This window comes from Prevotella sp. E13-17 (genome assembly GCF_022024035.1).
In the GTDB taxonomy this organism is placed as follows: Bacteria; Bacteroidota; Bacteroidia; order Bacteroidales; family Bacteroidaceae; genus Prevotella.
The window spans coordinates 979,461-997,691 of record NZ_CP091787.1 but is presented as its reverse complement, the minus strand read 5'-3'; the positions used below and the strand labels follow the sequence as shown (position 1 = coordinate 997,691).

Below are 18,231 nucleotides of genomic sequence, written 5' to 3'. Positions count from 1 at the left end.
ACGAAAACTATACCTTATATTATATATGGGAGGCGCGCTACTTCACAACGTACACGCACAACCCATCAATGTTAATCGGTTTTCAACGTCATCGGGATTGTCAACCAACGCAACCCTTTGTGCGCTGCGCGACAGCTACGGACTGCTGTGGATTGGTACTGAAAACGGTCTGAACTATTTCGACGGTCTTCGCCTGCACACGTATCGCGACATGTTTACCAAGCAGAATCCCAACGAGACAAACACGATCATCTCTATCTTTGAACACGAAAAAAACATCTGGCTGGGGGGTACGGCAGGACTGTACGTATTTGACAGGCAGCAGAACAAGTACAACCGCTTTGAGAAGAAAACCCGCTATGGCGTTGTCATCAGCACCGCCGTGCCAAAAATCATCAACACCGATAATGGGCTTATTTGGATAGCCACACAGGGACAGGGACTTTTCATCTATGACTCAAAGAAGGACAGTTTGTATCAGGACAGCCGACATGGCACCTTCTTCTGCGACATCGAAATGGACAGCGACGGTCTGATTTATGCGGCTACGTTCTCGGGCGACCTGGCCATCTATCGAAGCGACGGACAGTTCCTGCGTTCGCACAAGGTGGAAGGCTACAAAGACGACAAGAATCCCATCAGTTTGACACGCTGCAACGGTCATCTTTGGTTGGGTTTCAGCAACACTCTGAGGCTACTCAGCCAACATCACGAAAGCGCAGGACAACAATGGCAGTTAGCGCAAGTTGGCGGCATTCGCCACCTGACGTCAGATGCCAGCGGCCGCATACTCATTGCCAGCGAGAACGGATTATTCAGATTCTATCCCGAGAGTGGTCATTTAGAATCCATTAATGCCAACAATACTCCCGGCTATCTGCTAAACAATGACGATATCAACCATTTGGTATGGGATGCCGACAGTTCGCTGATGGTACTTACGGAGACTGAAGGCATCAACATCCTGCCTACACAGAACCATGGCATCAGGATGTTGGAACTGCCGCTCACCGACAAACAGCGCCGCCAAACCAACATCAATGCGCTGTGTCTGGGAGATGCCAACGAGGTTTGGATTGCCTCAGACCACGGTCTCTTTCGCATGAACACCAGCACACAGGTTGTCAGCACCTATAACCATACACAGCTACCAGCGGAGATCAGCAGTATTATGCTCGACGGTAAGAATATCTGGATAGGCACTCGACACCAGGGCATCCGCGTCATTGACACGCAGAGCGGTGCCGTTCGCAACTTTACATACTCCAGCGCTGTGCCCTACACCATCCCCAGCAACGAGGTCAACAAAATATTCCGCACGAAGAATGGTGACATCTATATCCTCACCAGCTGGGGGCTTTCGCACTACAACCGCCAGAACGACCACTTCCGCAGCTATGCCAGCATCAGCGCAATGACACCTTTTGTCGATATTGCTGAAACAAACGATGGATGGTTGTGGGCTTCTTCGGCCAATAAAGGTCTGTACAGAAAGGATCCTAAGAATGATTGGTTTGACTTTTTCCAATCAAACGCCATTGGTTTCAAGGCTGCCAACGTGATTCACTGCGATTCGCAAGGCGTGCTATGGCTGGCCACCAACGGTGGCGGCTTATATCGCCTTTTGCCCGACGCCAAGGACTTTGAACGCTACGATACGGAAGGCAGCTCTATACACGGTCTGCCCATCACCTTTATCGAAGAAGACAAGCTGGGCAACCTGTGGATGGGTTCTACGGCTGGTATTGTGCGCATCACTCCGTCACGCGACGTCCGCGACATTCAGCTCTATGCTACGATCCAGAATCAGGAAGCCAACGTGTCGTGCAACCCTCATTGCGGCTACATGCTCTTTGGCACATCCAATGGTCTGTTCAGCTTTGTGCCACAACAGCTGAAACCCGTGCTCGACCTGGAGCACGTGTATATCCAGAGCATCAACTTCCCATATATCGACAACGACCAGGAAGAACTGAAGAGACTTGGACTCGATGTACTGCTTTACACCAAGGAAAGTATCTCTTTACCCTACGCAGACAATAGCTTTACATTGCATTTTGCGTCGTCACGCTTCTGCGGTATGCCACCAGCTAAATACGAGTACATGCTGAAGGGCTTTGACAAGACCTGGGTGCGAGGCACGTCAAACTCTGAAGCCACCTATGCCAATCTGCCACCAGGCGACTACGAGTTTCTGTTAAGACGGATGGGCGACAACAACGATGCCGAGATAGCCCGCCTGAAAATTACAATACTGCCACCGTGGTATCGCACCACGCTGGCCTACATCTTCTACACGCTGTTGATTGCTGGTTTCATCTTCTACACCTACAGACGTGCTCAGCGCAAGCTGAAGCGTCGCTATGCACGACAGATGGAGTCGTTCAGAACAGAGCAAGAGAAGCAGACCTTCCAGTCTAAGATTCGCTTTTTTGTGGATCTCGTTCATGAAATACGCACCCCGCTCACACTGATCAGTCTGCCCTTGGAAAAGATGCAGGAGAAGATTGACGGTGGCGAAGACTTAGGTGGCAGCGAACTGAAAGAGCACCTCACGTCAATCCGTCGCAACATGAACTACCTGCTGGGCATCACCAACCAGCTGCTCGACTTCCAAAAAGCCGAGAATGGCGGCATCTCGCTGATGCAGCAAAACGTAGATATCAAGAAGATGCTGACGGACATCTACAAGCAGTTCTTTGACGCGGTGAAGGTGCAAGGCAAGCAGATACAACTGCAACTGCCCGAAGAGAACGTGACCACCGTGATAGACCTGGACAAGATGAAGAAGGTGATGATGAACCTCGTAGGCAACGCCCTGAAATATACGAACCATGACATCATCCTGAAACTGGAAAGTATCAACGACGAGAAAATCAAAATCTCCGTCATAGACGACGGTTCAGGTATTCCTACCGAGGAGCGCGACAAGATATTCGATCGCTACTACCAGATAGGCAACGACAATATAGCGACTTCGCTGGGCACAGGACTCGGTCTGGCCTATGCCAAGATGCTGGCCGAGGCACATCATGGCGACCTGCAGTATGAAGACGCTCCCGGCGGTGGTTCATGCTTCGTCATCACTCTGCCACTGCTGAACAGCGACGAGGCTACCTTTGATAACGAAGATATCGCCCCCATTGCCGAAGAGTCAAACATCCCTGATGCCACGTCTTCAGCCAAGTCACACACCGTCTTACTGGTAGAAGACAACGAAGAACTGCTGAAAGCTACTGCCGATTCGCTGCGACAATGGTACAAGGTTGTAAAGGCACACGATGGCATCGAAGCAATCGAAGTGGTGAATTACAACGAGGTGGACATCATTGTCAGCGACCTGATGATGCCTCGCATGGATGGCATCGAACTGTGCAAAAACATCAAGACAAACATCGACACCAGCCACCTCCCCCTCATCCTGCTGACTGCCAAGACCACTGTTGAGTCGAAGGTGGAAGGCATGGAAAGCGGTGCCGACATCTACATGGAGAAGCCATTTGCCATCAAACAGTTGCATCTTCAGATTGAGAACGTGCTGCGTCTGCGCCAACAGTTCTACGAACGCATGAAGAGCATCGAGGGCTTCAATACGCAATCACTGCAAGAGGAGAGTCCGCTGGGACTGAACCAGCAGGACCTCCAGTTCATAGAACGAATGCAGAAGTCTGTCGCCGACAACATGCGCGACGAAGAGTTCTCGATTGACACGCTGGCCGAACAACTCAACATGAGTCGAAGCAGTTTCTATCGCAAGATAAAAGCCCTGACAGGTATGACACCTACCGACTATTTGAAAACGTCGCGCATGAACCAAGCCGCCCTGCTCCTGCGCGAAGGATGTCGTAGCAGCGAGGTAGCAGAACGCGTCGGTTTTTCATCGACCAGCTATTTCGCCAAATGCTTCAAAGCGCAATTTGGCATGCTTCCAAAGGATTATCATGGGTAAAAGAACAGTATGATGACACTTTGATTAGATTTTTTTGTTCTCTGAACATATTTTTTCGTTCTATATATATAATAAATGCTATTTTTGCAAACAAAACCTAATGCAAAAGTAGCATTCATTATATTCAAGATTTAACCAGAAAAGAAAACAAAACGATTTAACCAAACTTATCATTATTATTAACTTAAACAAAACAAGAATTATGAACAAAAGAAGATTACTTGTTGCCGTATTGGCTTTAGGCTCATTCGGTGGAAGCTGTCTGCAAGCACAGGTCCTATGGACTGCGCCTACTGCTCCGGGACAGGACCTGACCACTCTGAGTCAGCAAACCGACGTCTATGTGTATAATATCGAGGCAGAGGCTGTGCTGACCCGCGGTTACAACTACGAGACAAAGGCTATTGCCAACCAACTGGAAAATGGCGACGCCTCAGCAGGTGCCGGCCGTCAGGTCATCAATATTATACCCGATGGCGAAAAAACTATCAAGATTCATGTCAAGGACCGCGCTGCTGACGTATTCTTTGGTCAGGATGATAGTGAGAATGCAGCTGCGATGTGGTCGGATTTAGGCAATGCCGGCGACCGTGTCCGTTTCACTTTTGAAGCATCGCCCAACTACCCTAACGCCTACACGCTGAAGAATGTGGCCAGACAGAAACTTCTCGACGTGATGTTCCTGCGCGGTGGAAAGACTACACTATATGCCGGAAAGGGCTTCACCGACTGGACATTCATCACCAAGGAAGACATAGAAGCAGGCAAGCTTCGCCAGTTCAAAGCCCGCAAGGCGATGTGGGGACTCTACAAGGCTCTTGAGAAGAGCAATGCCTTGGCAGCCAATGCCACTGCACTGGATGCAGCCAACACAGTTTATACCAATGCAGAGGCCTCTGCCGACGACCTTCGTGCAGCTTTCCGCACGCTGTTTGTTGCCGTTGCCGGCTCTATTGAGGAGCCCGTCGATGCATCCTACCTCTTCGATCATCCCGACATGGCTTCTGACAAAAGCATTGACCAATGGAACTGGCAGGCTGCCGATGGCACACCCGATGACAGAAAGAATGCTGCTTATGGAGCTGGTGAATACGAGCGTTGGCACGCTGCTTTCACTGCCAATCAGACGCAGACAGTGCCTAACGGTCTATATGACATTCGCTTCATGGGTATGTATCGTCAGGACGAAGGCGACACGACAGCACCTAAGCTGATTGTGGCTACTGGTGAGGAAAACACAAACACAGCCAACTTCCCCAACATGGAGCAGTTGGGAGGCTATTGGAATGTTTCCAATGGCGCCAGCTGGGCAAATAGTGCCACCGGTCAGCGTCCTGACCAGATGTGGACTGCTTCCGACGCCCTTGCTCTCGACCAGGCCAGTGCTTTGGTCGAGAATGTCAAGGTGAAGAACGGTCAGATGGGCATCATGTTTTCTGCAACCAGCACCGGTCAGTGGTTCAACTGGCATCGCGTGATTGTCACCTATAAGGGTGCCGTTGCCTTGGCTCTCTACAAGAGTCTGCAGGCCAAGATTGCCGAAGGCGAGGCTTACAACGAGCCAGTGGCTGCTCCATTCAAGGATGCTATTGCTCAGGCTGTAGTTGCTGCGAAGACGCTGACCGCAGAATCTACTGAAGAAGAAATCACAGCTGCCATCAATGCAATCGACAATGCTATCAAGGCATGCAACGGGGCTCCCTTGCAGAAAAGCGTTGACATGCTGAATGCTACGATAGCCCTGGCCGAGGCCGAAGGTGTTGACGCCACTGCCGCCAAGGCTCTTGTTGAAGCAGTGGCCACCGCTACAGACAAACAGTTCAATGATACTCTCTACAAGTTGCGTGCAGCTCGCAAACTGAATGCAGCCACGAAGATTGACGTTGCCAATATTGAAGGCTCAGAGCCTGCTAACGGTGACTTCTACCTGCTCAACGTTGGTACAGGCCTATTCCTGAACACCACCGCCGACTGGGGATGCCACATCTCTATTGATAATCCTGGCATGCTGGTCACCTTGACTCAAGATGGCACAGGCACTGACAATATCCCTGCCTTCAAGATGAGTGGCAACGGATGGTCTGGTCTGAACTGGAACGAGGAGTACTGGGACAAGAACGGTGAGCACAAGTCAGCCTTCCGTCCCGTAGCAGGCAAGGAAAAGGTGTACTACTGGAACGTGTTCGACAACTTCCGCTGGCACTTTGTTTACGATGTGAACGACGGTGCCTGCGATGGCAACACCCTTTACTGGAATGCCGTACAGAAGCGCGAAAAGGATGCTGCCGACTACGAGAACGACCTCAATGCCCAGTGGAAGCTCGTCACCAAGGCACAGCTGCTGGCCTACATGCAGAAAGCCACCAACGAGGCTCCTGTTGACGCTACATTCCTCATCAACAATCCTAACTTCACCAAGTTCAATGGTCAGGAGGTCAGCCGTGGATGGACTGGCGTAGGCGGTGTGATGACTGCCGAACGCAATCCTTACTATGTGGTTGAGTTCTACCAGAGTGATGCCAACATGAAGCAGACCATCGAAGGCCTGCCTGCAGGTATCTATAAGGTCAGCGTGAACGGTTTCTACCGCGACGGCAATAGCGACGACGAGACTAAAAAGGTGAACAACAAGCAGGAGCTGAATCACACAGCTTCACTGGTGGCCATCAATGGCAGCGATGTCAAGGTAGAGGCCACCCTGCCCAATGTCACCAGCGGTGCAGGCACCATGCCTGGCGTTGGCGAGGTGATCAACGGTCTGGAGATTCCCAACTGGCCCGTACAGGCTAACGAGTACTTCCAGAGTGGTCTTTACAAGACAACAACTGGTTCTATCATCGTGGGCGAAGACGGTAAACTGACTATCGGTATCGAGAACACGAACAACGGTAATGCAGGCAACTGGATTGTGATTGACAACTTCCGTCTGACCTACTTCGGCACACAGATCGATCTGACCGAGTTCCTCAATGCACTCAATACGGCTATCAGCGATGCACAGGCATTCGATGCCACCACGACAACGGCTCCTGTAGCTAATGCACTCAGCCAGGCACTGACAAACGCCATCGCTGCACGCGAGGCAACCAACTCTGAGGATATCATCACTGCCACCACCAACCTGAGAAATGCGCTGAACACGGCTAAGGCTGTGAACATCGTGGCACTGAAGGCTACCGTGGATCTGGCTAAGAGCGAGAAAGACGACGAGGCACTCTCTACCGTCAGCCAACTGCTGACCGATGCTACCGGTGCTGCCGAGACGGCTGTGGCCGAGGCTACAACGGCACAGGCTGTAGAACAGGCTCTCTTCGACCTGACTGCTGCCCGCAAGATCAACGCCCTGACCACTACAGCTACCTTCAAGGGTAGCGCTCCTGCTGCCGGCAAGGTTTACTTGTTCAACGTTGGTACCGGCATGTTCCTGGGCACTGGCTCTGACTGGAACACTCATGCTGCTGTTGACCAGGTAGGTATCGAGATCGAACTGGTTGACCTGGACAATCCTGAGATCAACAACTTCAAGTTCAGGACTGGTCGCGGTGGTGGCTGGATGGCCTACAATGGTTATGTAGATACCAACGGTCAGGACATCTGGCACTTCCTGCCCGTAGATGGCAAAGAGGGTGTCTATAACATCAGCTCTACCGGCCAGGACGGCTACCTGCTGGGCTACAACCCCAACAAGGGTACAGATGGCAAGAAGTACTGGAGCAACATCGGTATTGATCAGACTGGTCTGGACAACCCGATGAACCAGTGGATGGTCATCACGCCTGCTGAGCGTGCTGCTATGATTAAGGCTGCCAGCGTGGAGAATCCCGTTGATGTGTCTTACCTGATTAAGAATGCCAGCCTGAACCGTCAGGACGGCTACGACATGTACACCAAGGCTTGCGAGGGTGGCAATGGCGGCGCACGCGTTTCTACGACCGCTGATGGCGATGGCAACCGCGCTGCTGACTATGCTTACGAGTTCTTCGAGCCCACCAGCTTCTCGTTCTCACAGAATCTGACTGGTCTGAAAGCCGGTAAGTATATCGTGATGGTACAGGGCTTCTTCCGCAATGGTAACGGCGATGCTCAGCGCGAGGCCTTCAACAATGGCAGCGAGCCTGTGCGCCTGGCCTACCTGTTTGCTAACAACGAGGAGGAACAACTGGCTAATATCACCGAGGAACTTGACCTCGTGCCTGCTCTGATCGACGTGATGACGAGCGACAAGGGTGCATTCCCCAACATGCCTAACGCAGCCATCGAATACTTCCAGCATGGTGCTTACTGGAATGCTGTTGAGGTAGAGGTAGGTACCGACGGTCAGCTGACCATCGGTGTGAAGAAGAACGAGAAGCAGCTGGATGGCGACTGGACCGTTATCGACAACTTCCGTCTGATCTACATGGGTAATCCTGCCCTCGAGACTGCCAAGAGCGAGCTCTCTACGCTGATTCAGACAGCTAAGGGTCTGGACACCACCGGTAAGACCGAAAGCAGCGTTTCTAATCTGAACAGTGCCATCACCAATGCTGAGACGGCTCTGGCTGCCGAGGATGCTACCGTTGAAAGTCTGACCACAGCTAAGACCAACCTGCAGACTGCCATCGACAATCTGGAGGACTTCGTAGATGGTATCAATGCTATCGAGGCTGCAGCCAAGGCTGGCAAGATGTTCAACGCACAGGGTCAGCAGGTGAACAAGGCTAAGAAGGGCGTTTACATCATCAACAAGAAGAAAATGGTGGTGAAATAATTCATCTTTCATCCTAACATTTAAGGCCGTGCACTCCAAAAGGTGCGCGGCCTTTCATACATAATCAAAACATGGCCACATTCGCACCCTTTTCCCGACCACTTTATGTGATGGCAAAACCAGTTGGCAGTCTTTGCAATCTGGCTTGCAAATATTGTTATTATCTCGAGAAGAGTCAACTCTATACCAACCTCCCTCAGAATGAGCGTTTCAACATGGACGACCGCACACTGGAGACCTTTATCAGCCAGTATATTGAGTCGCAGACACAGCCGCAGGTGCTGTTCACCTGGCATGGTGGTGAGCCTCTGATGCGCCCCATCAGTTTCTATAAGCGTGTGTTGGAACTCCAGAAAAGGTATGCTCGCGGACGTATCATCGAGAACTGTCTTCAAACCAACGGTACGCTGTTAACCGATGAATGGTGTGAATTTTTCCGAGCAAACAACTGGCTCATTGGCATTTCGATCGATGGTTCTCAGGATCTGCACGACGAATATCGCCGGGCACGCGGCGGACAGCCCTCGTTCTACAAGGTGATGCGCGGCATCCGACTGTTGCAGAAGCACGGGGTGGAATGGAATGCGATGGGTGTGGTCAACGACTATAATGCTGACTACCCACTCGACGTCTATCACTTCTACAAAGAGAACGGATGCCAATACATCCAGTTTGCCCCCATCATCGAAAGAATTCTGCCTCATGAAGACGGTAGGCAATTGGCCCATGTGGCCGACAACGAAGAGGCACAGTTAGCCGACTTCTCTGTCACGCCAGAGCAATATGCCCACTTCTGTTGTACCATCTTCGACGAGTGGGTGCGTAACGATGTGGGACAAGTCTTCGTTCAGCTCTTTGACTCCACACTGGCCCGCTGGGTTGGCGAGGCCCCCGGTGTGTGTGCTATGGCAGAGACATGCGGTCATGCCTCTGTACTTGAAGCCAACGGCGACCTCTACTCGTGTGATCACTTTGTCTTTCCAGAATACAAGTTAGGCAACATCCACAAGCAGACCATCACCGAGATGATGTATAGCGACCGTCAATTGACATTTGGCCGGGGCAAGCGAAATGGTCTGCCACAGCAATGTCTGTCTTGTCCATGGCTTTTCGTCTGCAATGGTGGGTGTCCGAAAGACCGCTTTTGCCAGACAGCCAATGGGGAACGAGGACTCAACTACATGTGCAAAGCCTTCCAACAAATATTCGGCCATGTAAAACCATATATGGATTTTATGAAACAAGAATTGCTGTGTCAGCGCCCACCTGCCAACGTCATGGAATGGGCCAGAAAGCAATGAAAAAATAAAAAAATCTAATCATCGCAGAAAACTATCCGTTCAAAGTCATCTTGAACGGATAGTTTTCTTTTATGCCCTTACACCTTTTTTTTTATTTATTGTAACTTTGTTGGCACCAATAGCAAGTAATTAGAAGAAACCTTTCTTAATAATAATTTATCCTAACAATCATGACACAACTAAACGCTAAGAAAATGCTGATGTCGGCAACAGCCGCATTACCAGCATTAGTGCCAGCCCAGGCGCAACAACCTGAGAGACCCAACATCATGCTCATCGTGGTAGATGACATGGGCTACTCTGATTTGGAATGCTTTGGCGGTGAAGTACAATCACCAAACCTTAACAGTCTTGCTGAGAACGGCATCCGTTTTACGCAGTTCTTTAACTCGGGACGCAGCTGTCCTTCACGCGCCCAACTGCTGACTGGCCGCTATGCACAGACTGTAGGTATCACAGGGATGGGACAAAGCCTGACAAAGGACTGTGTGACTATACCAGAAGTGCTGCGAGAGGCTGGCTACCACACCGGCATGAGCGGAAAGTGGCATCTTTCGCTGACTCAAGGTATTGGCAACAACACCGACCAAATGGCGTGGCTGTCACACCAAAACACATTCAACAATCGCCCTTTTGCACCTATCGACACATACCCATGCAATCGTGGCTTCGACCAGCACTGGGGTACAATCTGGGGTGTCACAGACCACTTTGACCCATTCTCACTGGTACACAACGAAGAGCCTCTTTTCACCGATGGTATTCCCAGCGATTTCTACTATGCCGACTATGTGGCCGACAAAGCCATTGACATGATGGACGAGATGACAGCCGATGGTAAGCCATTCTTCATGTATGTGGCTTTCCAAGAGCCCCACTGGCCTGTACAGGCAAAACCACAGGACATTGAGAAATATAAAGGCGTATATGACGATGGATGGGATGCCCTGCGCCAACGTCGTTATAAAAAAATGATTGAGCTGGGCATCGTTAACCCGGAAGAAACACCAGAGGCAAGCAACGCATCCGGACGTGCCTGGGAAAATGAGAGCGACAAGGCCTTCCAAGCAGCCAACATGGAGGTTCATGCCGCCATGGTGGATTGTGTTGACCAAAACATCGGACGCATCATCAATGAACTGAAACGCCGTAACATCTACGACAACACGCTGATTATTTTCTGTTCAGACAATGGAGCTTCCAGCGAGAACTACACGATTGGCGACTTCGACCGCCATGACCGCACACGCTCTGGCGAGATGGTTGTTCACAACTCGCCAACACCTGGTAGCCAGCTGACCTACAACTATCTGCACAACGGATGGGCAGGCGCAATCAATGCACCCTTCCGCTATTGGAAGACAACCCAATTCCACGGAGGAACCGCTACACCTGCCATCATCCACTGGCCTGCTGGTATCAGCAAAGCCAAAGAAGGCACCATCAATCGTGAGCCCTGCCATTTCCTGGACATTATGCCAACGTGTATAGAACTGGCAAATGCCACCTACCCCACCACTTATCATGGTAACGCCATCAAGCCCCTTTGTGAGGAGAGTCGTTCTATACTGCCTCTGCTTCAGGGCGAGGGCGTGTGGAATGGCGAGCGTGTGCTCTTCTGGGAACACGAAGGCGGAAAGGCCGTACGCAAAGGCGATTGGCGCCTTACAGCACTCAAAGGTGCCGGCTGGCAGCTATTCAACTTGAAAAACGACTACGCCGAGACCAACAATGTGGCTGCGGAATATCCTGAGAAAGTGCGTGAGCTAAAAACTCTTTGGAACAACTGGGCAAAAAGTGTAGGCCTCAGCATTTCTGAAGACATCGAGGACACAGCCAAGGAGCTCATCTTCTACTATGACTTCAACGACAACACGGATGATGCCTCAAAGCATCACTACGAGTTGACCCCGTCAAACGAAGGTTTTAGCTATGTTGAAGGTGTCAAAGGGAAAGGCATTGAGCTTAATGGAAGTGCCCAGTACCTAGACTTCAACACCAACGGCATCGTAGAAACAAAAAACACCCAGACCACATTTTGTGCCTGGGTGTACAACGAGCGGAGTGACGCGCCAAGTTCAGGCAATCAGGACGGAGGCTTTTACTTTCGTGACCAGGTAATTCTGGCGCAGAAAGATCAAGCAGGTACTGGTCGCATTTACCTCTATAGTAGAGCTGAAGCATCGGTCAACGGTGGTGATGCGCGTTTTTTCTACAACAACTTCCTTGGAGCCCAACAAAACCATGCCAACTACGGCTCGCTGGTGCCTGGAGAATGGCAGCACGTAGCCGTGGTCTGCAATCCTGTTGACCTCAGCGTCACATATTATATTAATGGTGTTCGCGACTGCACAGTACCTGCTCCTCAGTTTGAGGCTTGCACCGGCGGTTTCCGTATTGGTGGCCACAAAGCCAACAAGGATTATTTTCAAGGTAAGCTCGACGAAGTCTATTTTTTCAAAGGCATCCTCTCTGCCGACGAGATACGCGAGGTAATGGATGGCACTATCGACCTAAAGAAGTATGAAGACGGCAATATTAATCCTCAGCCATCCGAAGATTGGGTGCTGAATGGCAAATACTTTACCATCCGTAACTTCAGCAACAATGCGCCCGCCTATATGAAGGACACGACAGGCCCCAACGACTATGTGCTTTGCGGTGACGAGGTTGACGAAAATACCTATTGGACTTTTGAGAAAACAGACAATAAGAACTGTTATTACGTAAAGAATGCTACCACGGCCCGATACATTCAAGGCTATACTGCCACAACAGAGCAACCAGTATTGCTCGGCGAGGAAAAGGCCGAATACCATGTCACAGCACCATCGGCAGAAGACGGACGCTATGGCTTTGCATACACAGGTAATGCTCCCTACGACTTCAGTGCAGGCACCATCGGTCTCAACCTTAGAGGCGAGAGTAATCAGGCTGAATGCTGGGTACAGACATTTGCTGCCGTCAACGGCACCAACCATCGTTCGTTTTGGACCCTCGACGAGATTGATGCAACCACTGTTGGCATCAACAGCTTCAAAGCCAAAGCACCCAAACAGATATTCGATTTGCAAGGTCGCCAGCTTAATAATACCGTTCACTCGGGCATGTACATCGTTAACGGGAAGAAAGTAATCAAATAATTGATATTATAGTCTAAATACCTAATTATTATTTATTTCTCAAGCAACATGAATACAAGAAATATTGTTTTAGCCATACTTACACTATGCATACCCATCCTTGGAGGTGGACTGGCAGCAAAAAAAGTTGCCGACACCCCCACGGAGATACGGACAATTAAAACCTTTCGCGAGTATAAGACGAAAAACGGAACCAGTCTCACCATTAACAACAAAGCTTATAGTGAGCCAGACATATACTACACAGAAAATGGAGACGGGACTTACGATGCCATACGTCTTACGGTTACACCTATTGAAGTACCGGCAGAGATGACTGCGCCATATCTGAATCAGGCTACCGACCATAGCATCCAGGTATGTTGGAAGACGAAGGCTATCAATAACAACTCAATTGTCAAGTATGGAACAGATGCGAATCATCTTGACAAGCAAGTCTCTTCTTCTGCACGTCAGATTGCTACCAGCTATTATTGGTATAATGCCCAGATAGAGGGCCTATCACCCAACACCGTCTATTATTATCAAGTTATCTGTGGTGAGAAAAGTAGCGAAATACACCACTTTCGCACCATGCCTGAGCCTACGAGTCTAAAACCCTTCCGTATTCTAATGATTGGCGACCATCAGCGCAACGAGCGTTCAGACTATGAATGGCTGATACGTATGGCGGCACGTAAGGCGCAACAGAAGTGGGGTAAAGAGAACCTCGAAGATAATGTAAGCATGATAATGAACGTTGGAGATCAGGTTGACTCTGGCTCCATTAGACAATATGAGTTTACACATCTATATAAGTCACGTGAGGTCATGTCAAAATTGCCCATCATGACCTGTGTGGGCAATCACGAACTGTTTAAAGACCCAGAGTTGAAACTTTACGATGGTCACTATGCTTCGTATGGCAACATGGACTATCAGGGCATTAAGAGTTATACAGCCTTTTATTATGCCTATCAGGCAGGTCCTGTACTTTTCATTGTATTGAACACAGATGGTGTGTCTGAACAACAGAAGCAATGGGCAAAACGTGTCGTCGAAGCAGCAGACAAGGATGCAAGCGTGCGTTTCATCATCAGTGTGCAGCATCGCCCCCTCTATGCTGAACAATGGGCAAGCGACACCAATCCTTGGATGACTAATGAAATCATGCCCATCCTCTCTTCTTCAAAGAAGCACGTACTGAACTGTGCAGGACATCATCATCTCTATGCACGCGGACAGATGCAAGAATGGCCTGTTTACCATATGATTACTGGTGGCGGTGTGGGTACATCAGCTCAAGACTATGAACAGTTGTGGGGAAAAACACCCGACAATCGCAACCGTGATGAAGTACAGAAAACCATTGATCAATGGACATATCAACTCATGGAGTTCAACCCTTCAAACGATGAAGTGACCATAGAGACCTATTCTATTGGCAACTCACGTCTGGCTCTCGACAATGTACTCATTGATCGTTTTAGTCGCAAGCTCTCACAAACAGACAAACCTGCTACACCTTCGCTCTACTTATCTTCAACTGAAGTGACACTACCAGCCACTATTCAGCAACAAGCTACTGTTGAAGGTCTGCACAGCAGTGAATACCAGATAGCACGCGATGCGAAATTTACCGATATTGTTTATCAGCGTACCCTTCTATTCGAAGACTATTACGATGTAGACAATACTTTTATGCCAAAGAATGTGCGCAATGGCCAGCCAGTCACCACTCTTGAATTGACGAAGAAAGACCTTCCTTCTGGCCATTTCTTCATGCGATGTCGCAACCGTTCTATGAATCTTGACTGGAGCGATTATTCCGAGTCAAAGGTTATCGACGTGAGCGGTTCGACAGCCCCACAATTGATTCTTGACAACCCAAAATACGAACCGGGAGCAACCATTAATATCAACTATCAAAATGCTCCTGTAGGCACTCAAGCTTGGATTGGCATTTATCTGAAGGGGCAACAGCCTGGTCCTGGTACGCCATCGTATGCCTGGCAGTACACAACAAACAACAATGGAACAATACAATTCAACATTAAAGACGTCAACGACTACTATGCCGTGCTTTTCGCAGACAACGGCTACACAGAGATAAGTCCACGTGTCACCTTCTCTGTCAAGAACGCAATAGAAGGGCTGACCCTGGCCAAAGGCAACGTCACCATCATTGTTCCTGAAGAGGAATGTAGCCAAGTCAAACTAGCTGTCGAAGCCTTACAGCGTGACTTCGAAAAAGTGTTAGGTTTCAGACCAGAGATTGCATCGACCGCAGGCCAAACGAGCGGTGTAGAACTCTTAGTAGCCAACATGAGCACCAAAGGTGTTGAGCAGCTATTGCCCGAAGCAAAGGAAACTGACGGCTACGAATCGCACCGCGTCTATGCCGACGCAGACAACCATCGCATTGTGATGCAGGGCGCCGACATGCGAGGCACTATTTATGCCATCTACACACTGAGCGAGAAGATTCTGGGAGTACCCCCACTATGGTATTGGTGCGACTGGAAACCAGAGCAACAGACTCAAATAGAGGTTTCAGATGATTTAGATTACTATGTGTCATCACCTACGGTTCGCTACCGTGCCTGGTTTCCTAACGACGAAGACTTGTTTGTGCCCTGGCGCCGACTGAGCACAGACAATAACGAGCGATGGCTGGAAACCATGCTCCGACTGAAACTGAACACGGTGGAATACACAGCTACCGTAACCACCAATGGCACGCTTAATAGCGAGGCCATGCTCTACAAGAAATACGGACTGGTGCTAACGTCACACCACATGGTAGCACTAAACAATAGTTTTGCCAACTGGGATGCCTACTGGCAACAGGTCAGAAAGACAACGCCTCCAGCTCTTTCTGTCAACGACATGGCATCGTTGCGTGAGTTCTGGCAGTACAACATCAACTCGGTGATGAACAGCGGTGTAGAGAACCTTTGGCAGGTGGCCTTCCGAGGTAAGACCGACCAGCCTTTCTGGTCTGTCTTTACTGATGCGCCCTCTTCAGACGCTGAGCGCGGTGCTGTCATCAATCGAATGGTGAAAGAACAATACGACATGATTTGTCAGGCAACTGGCGAGGCGAACCCCTTTGTACGCATGACGTTCTATGACGAGATATCGTCGCTGCTTGCTGCCGGTCATCTGCAACCGCCCACAGCCACCAACATGTTGTGGACGTTTGTTGCAGGCCGACGTGACCACTATCCCTATGATGACCTGGTGAACTGGACCAACGTGAACAACGTGAAACTGGGCTACTACATGAACCTGCAGTTCTACTCCACTGGTGCCCACTTGGCTCCTGCCGAAGGACCTTGGAAGATGGAAGACAACTATCGCTACGTACAAAGCAAGGGTCCACTGACTTTCAGTGTAGTCAATGCAGGCAATGTTCGTGAATTCTTGATGGAGATGAGTGCCAACGCTGCCATGATGTGGAACTCAAATAGTTACAACACAAACGACTTCATGCGTCAGTTCTGTGCGCAATACTTTGGAGAAGAACATGCCGATGAAATAGCACAACTCTACCACGACTATTACTATGCTTACTGGAACCCCAAGAAGAGCGACTTCCCCGGTGGGTTCGACCGTCAGTATGTGTTTCAGGACTTGCGCCACTCACAGGTTATCAAACAGATTAACAACACATGGAACACCTTTAAGTCGAACCCATTTACAGAGATTGGATACGAGAGTGTGGCAGGACGCACATTCCGCATCGAAGGACGCAACCCTGTGGACAGTGTCTTGGCAGGCATGAGTCGCGAGATGAAGGCCTTTGCCGAGGTGGCACGCCACTGCGAAGCCATACAGAGTAAGTTGCCTTCCGACCGCCAGACATTCTTCTACGATCATCTCTCGGCCTATGCTCACTATATGGAGAACTTAAGTACTGCCGTTTATCATTTCGTCTATGCTTATAAGAACAAAGAAGATCGCTATAGCCATCTAGCCACTTCCTATGAAGCTATGAAAGCAGCGAAAGCCGCACTGATAGCATCACAACATGGTGTTTTCAGCAACTGGTACGACACCGATGACAAGTTTGAGATGGATGCTCGCATAGAAGCCATTCGTGGTCGCATGGCCGAGGCTGAAGACCTGACGCTCACCGAACAGCTCATTGAGAACAATGACTTTGAATACAACAACAACTGCCAGCTGAATGCCAAAGGCAATATCGGCCGAGGCATTCCCTGCAACTGGTTGTCGAAAGGTGAATTGAAAAAAGGAGCAAACGGACTTGATTCCTATGGTGTGAACCAAGATGCCACCAACCTGCACGGCAACAACGTATGCTGGATTAACTCTGTGCCCATGCCCGACGAGTTCTGGCTCTATCAGACCATTCCTGCATCGAAGTTGGAACCCGGTGAATATCTTGTTGCATGCAAGCTATGGGTAGAATCGAACAAGAAAACCAACTGCCGTCTCTTCGCCAACCAAAACGTTCAATACTACGGCACTGCGGCAGACTACACTAACCTGCTCACAGAAGGAGAAATCAACACTTACGCCGGCTATGCAGGTGGCAGTTCGTCGAATGTCGTTCTGCGCGACATGGAGGTGAAGGTCAACGTCAAAGCTGGAGAAGACCTGACCATTGGCATTAAAACAGGCAACAAACGAAACAACGGCGAACGTTCGACCAGCGATAATGCTGGTTGGTTCAAGGTGGACTTCTTTCGTATTCACCATCTGACGGGAACAGACAACCTCAACCACACACTTACGACCACTAAACAAGAAGACAAAATCTATTCTCTGACAGGACAACATCTGTCGCAGCCAAATAAGGGCATTAACATCATCAATCATAAGAAAGTGATGATTAAATAAAGAGTTGCAATTGCGTAGGTTTCGCGATGCTCCCAGAGTCTTGGATTGGCATTTCCAGAGTCTGAAGAGGGTCGTTTTAAAGTCTAAAAGCACGTATTCTAAAGTCTTGAAGTGGCGTTTCTAAAGTCTAAAACCGAAGCTTTCATTTCTGGTCTAGCCCCTGGATGCTCTACATCCAGCCCTTAGAACAACCGCATCCAGGGGCTAAAACGACCCGTTCCAGGGGCTGGATGCGCCACATCT

The 18,231-nt window shown here is 49.8% G+C and carries 5 protein-coding genes; all 5 read left to right on the top strand.

The features are described 5' to 3' along the window. The first annotated feature begins 25 nt into the window (after positions 1-25). The 5 genes from L6472_RS03565 to L6472_RS03545 all read left to right on the top strand — a co-directional run bounded on the left by L6472_RS03565 (position 26) and on the right by L6472_RS03545 (position 17,988). The gene (locus L6472_RS03565) at positions 26-3,949 is read left to right on the top strand and encodes an ATP-binding protein (RefSeq protein ID WP_237807217.1); all 3,924 of its coding nucleotides are present in this window, start codon (positions 26-28) and stop codon (positions 3,947-3,949) included. A gap of 202 nt (positions 3,950-4,151) precedes the next feature. Continuing rightward, complete coding sequence (locus L6472_RS03560) at positions 4,152-8,699, top strand: FIVAR domain-containing protein (protein ID WP_237807216.1); 4,548 nt, start codon at positions 4,152-4,154, stop codon at positions 8,697-8,699. Between the two features lie 71 nt (positions 8,700-8,770). Next, positions 8,771-10,000 carry an anaerobic sulfatase-maturation protein gene (locus L6472_RS03555; protein WP_237807215.1) on the top strand — a complete coding sequence of 410 codons (1,230 nt, stop codon included), beginning with the start codon at positions 8,771-8,773 and terminating at the stop codon, positions 9,998-10,000. A 170-nt stretch (positions 10,001-10,170) separates the two neighbouring features. Beyond that, positions 10,171-13,143 carry a sulfatase-like hydrolase/transferase gene (locus L6472_RS03550; protein ID WP_237807214.1) on the top strand — a complete coding sequence of 991 codons (2,973 nt, stop codon included), beginning with the start codon at positions 10,171-10,173 and terminating at the stop codon, positions 13,141-13,143. Between the two features lie 48 nt (positions 13,144-13,191). Then, the gene (locus L6472_RS03545; protein ID WP_237807213.1) at positions 13,192-17,988 is read left to right on the top strand and encodes a glycosyl hydrolase 115 family protein; all 4,797 of its coding nucleotides are present in this window, start codon (positions 13,192-13,194) and stop codon (positions 17,986-17,988) included. Positions 17,989-18,231: the final 243 nt, after the last annotated feature.

Coding starts and splice junctions, on each gene's coding strand:
- L6472_RS03560 (WP_237807216.1), top strand. CDS start 4,152: ATGAACAAAAGAAGATTACTTGTTGCCGTATTGGCTTTAGGCTCATTC.
- L6472_RS03555 (WP_237807215.1), top strand. CDS start 8,771: ATGGCCACATTCGCACCCTTTTCCCGACCACTTTATGTGATGGCAAAA.
- L6472_RS03545 (WP_237807213.1), top strand. CDS start 13,192: ATGAATACAAGAAATATTGTTTTAGCCATACTTACACTATGCATACCC.
- L6472_RS03565 (WP_237807217.1), top strand. CDS start 26: ATGGGAGGCGCGCTACTTCACAACGTACACGCACAACCCATCAATGTT.
- L6472_RS03550 (WP_237807214.1), top strand. CDS start 10,171: ATGACACAACTAAACGCTAAGAAAATGCTGATGTCGGCAACAGCCGCA.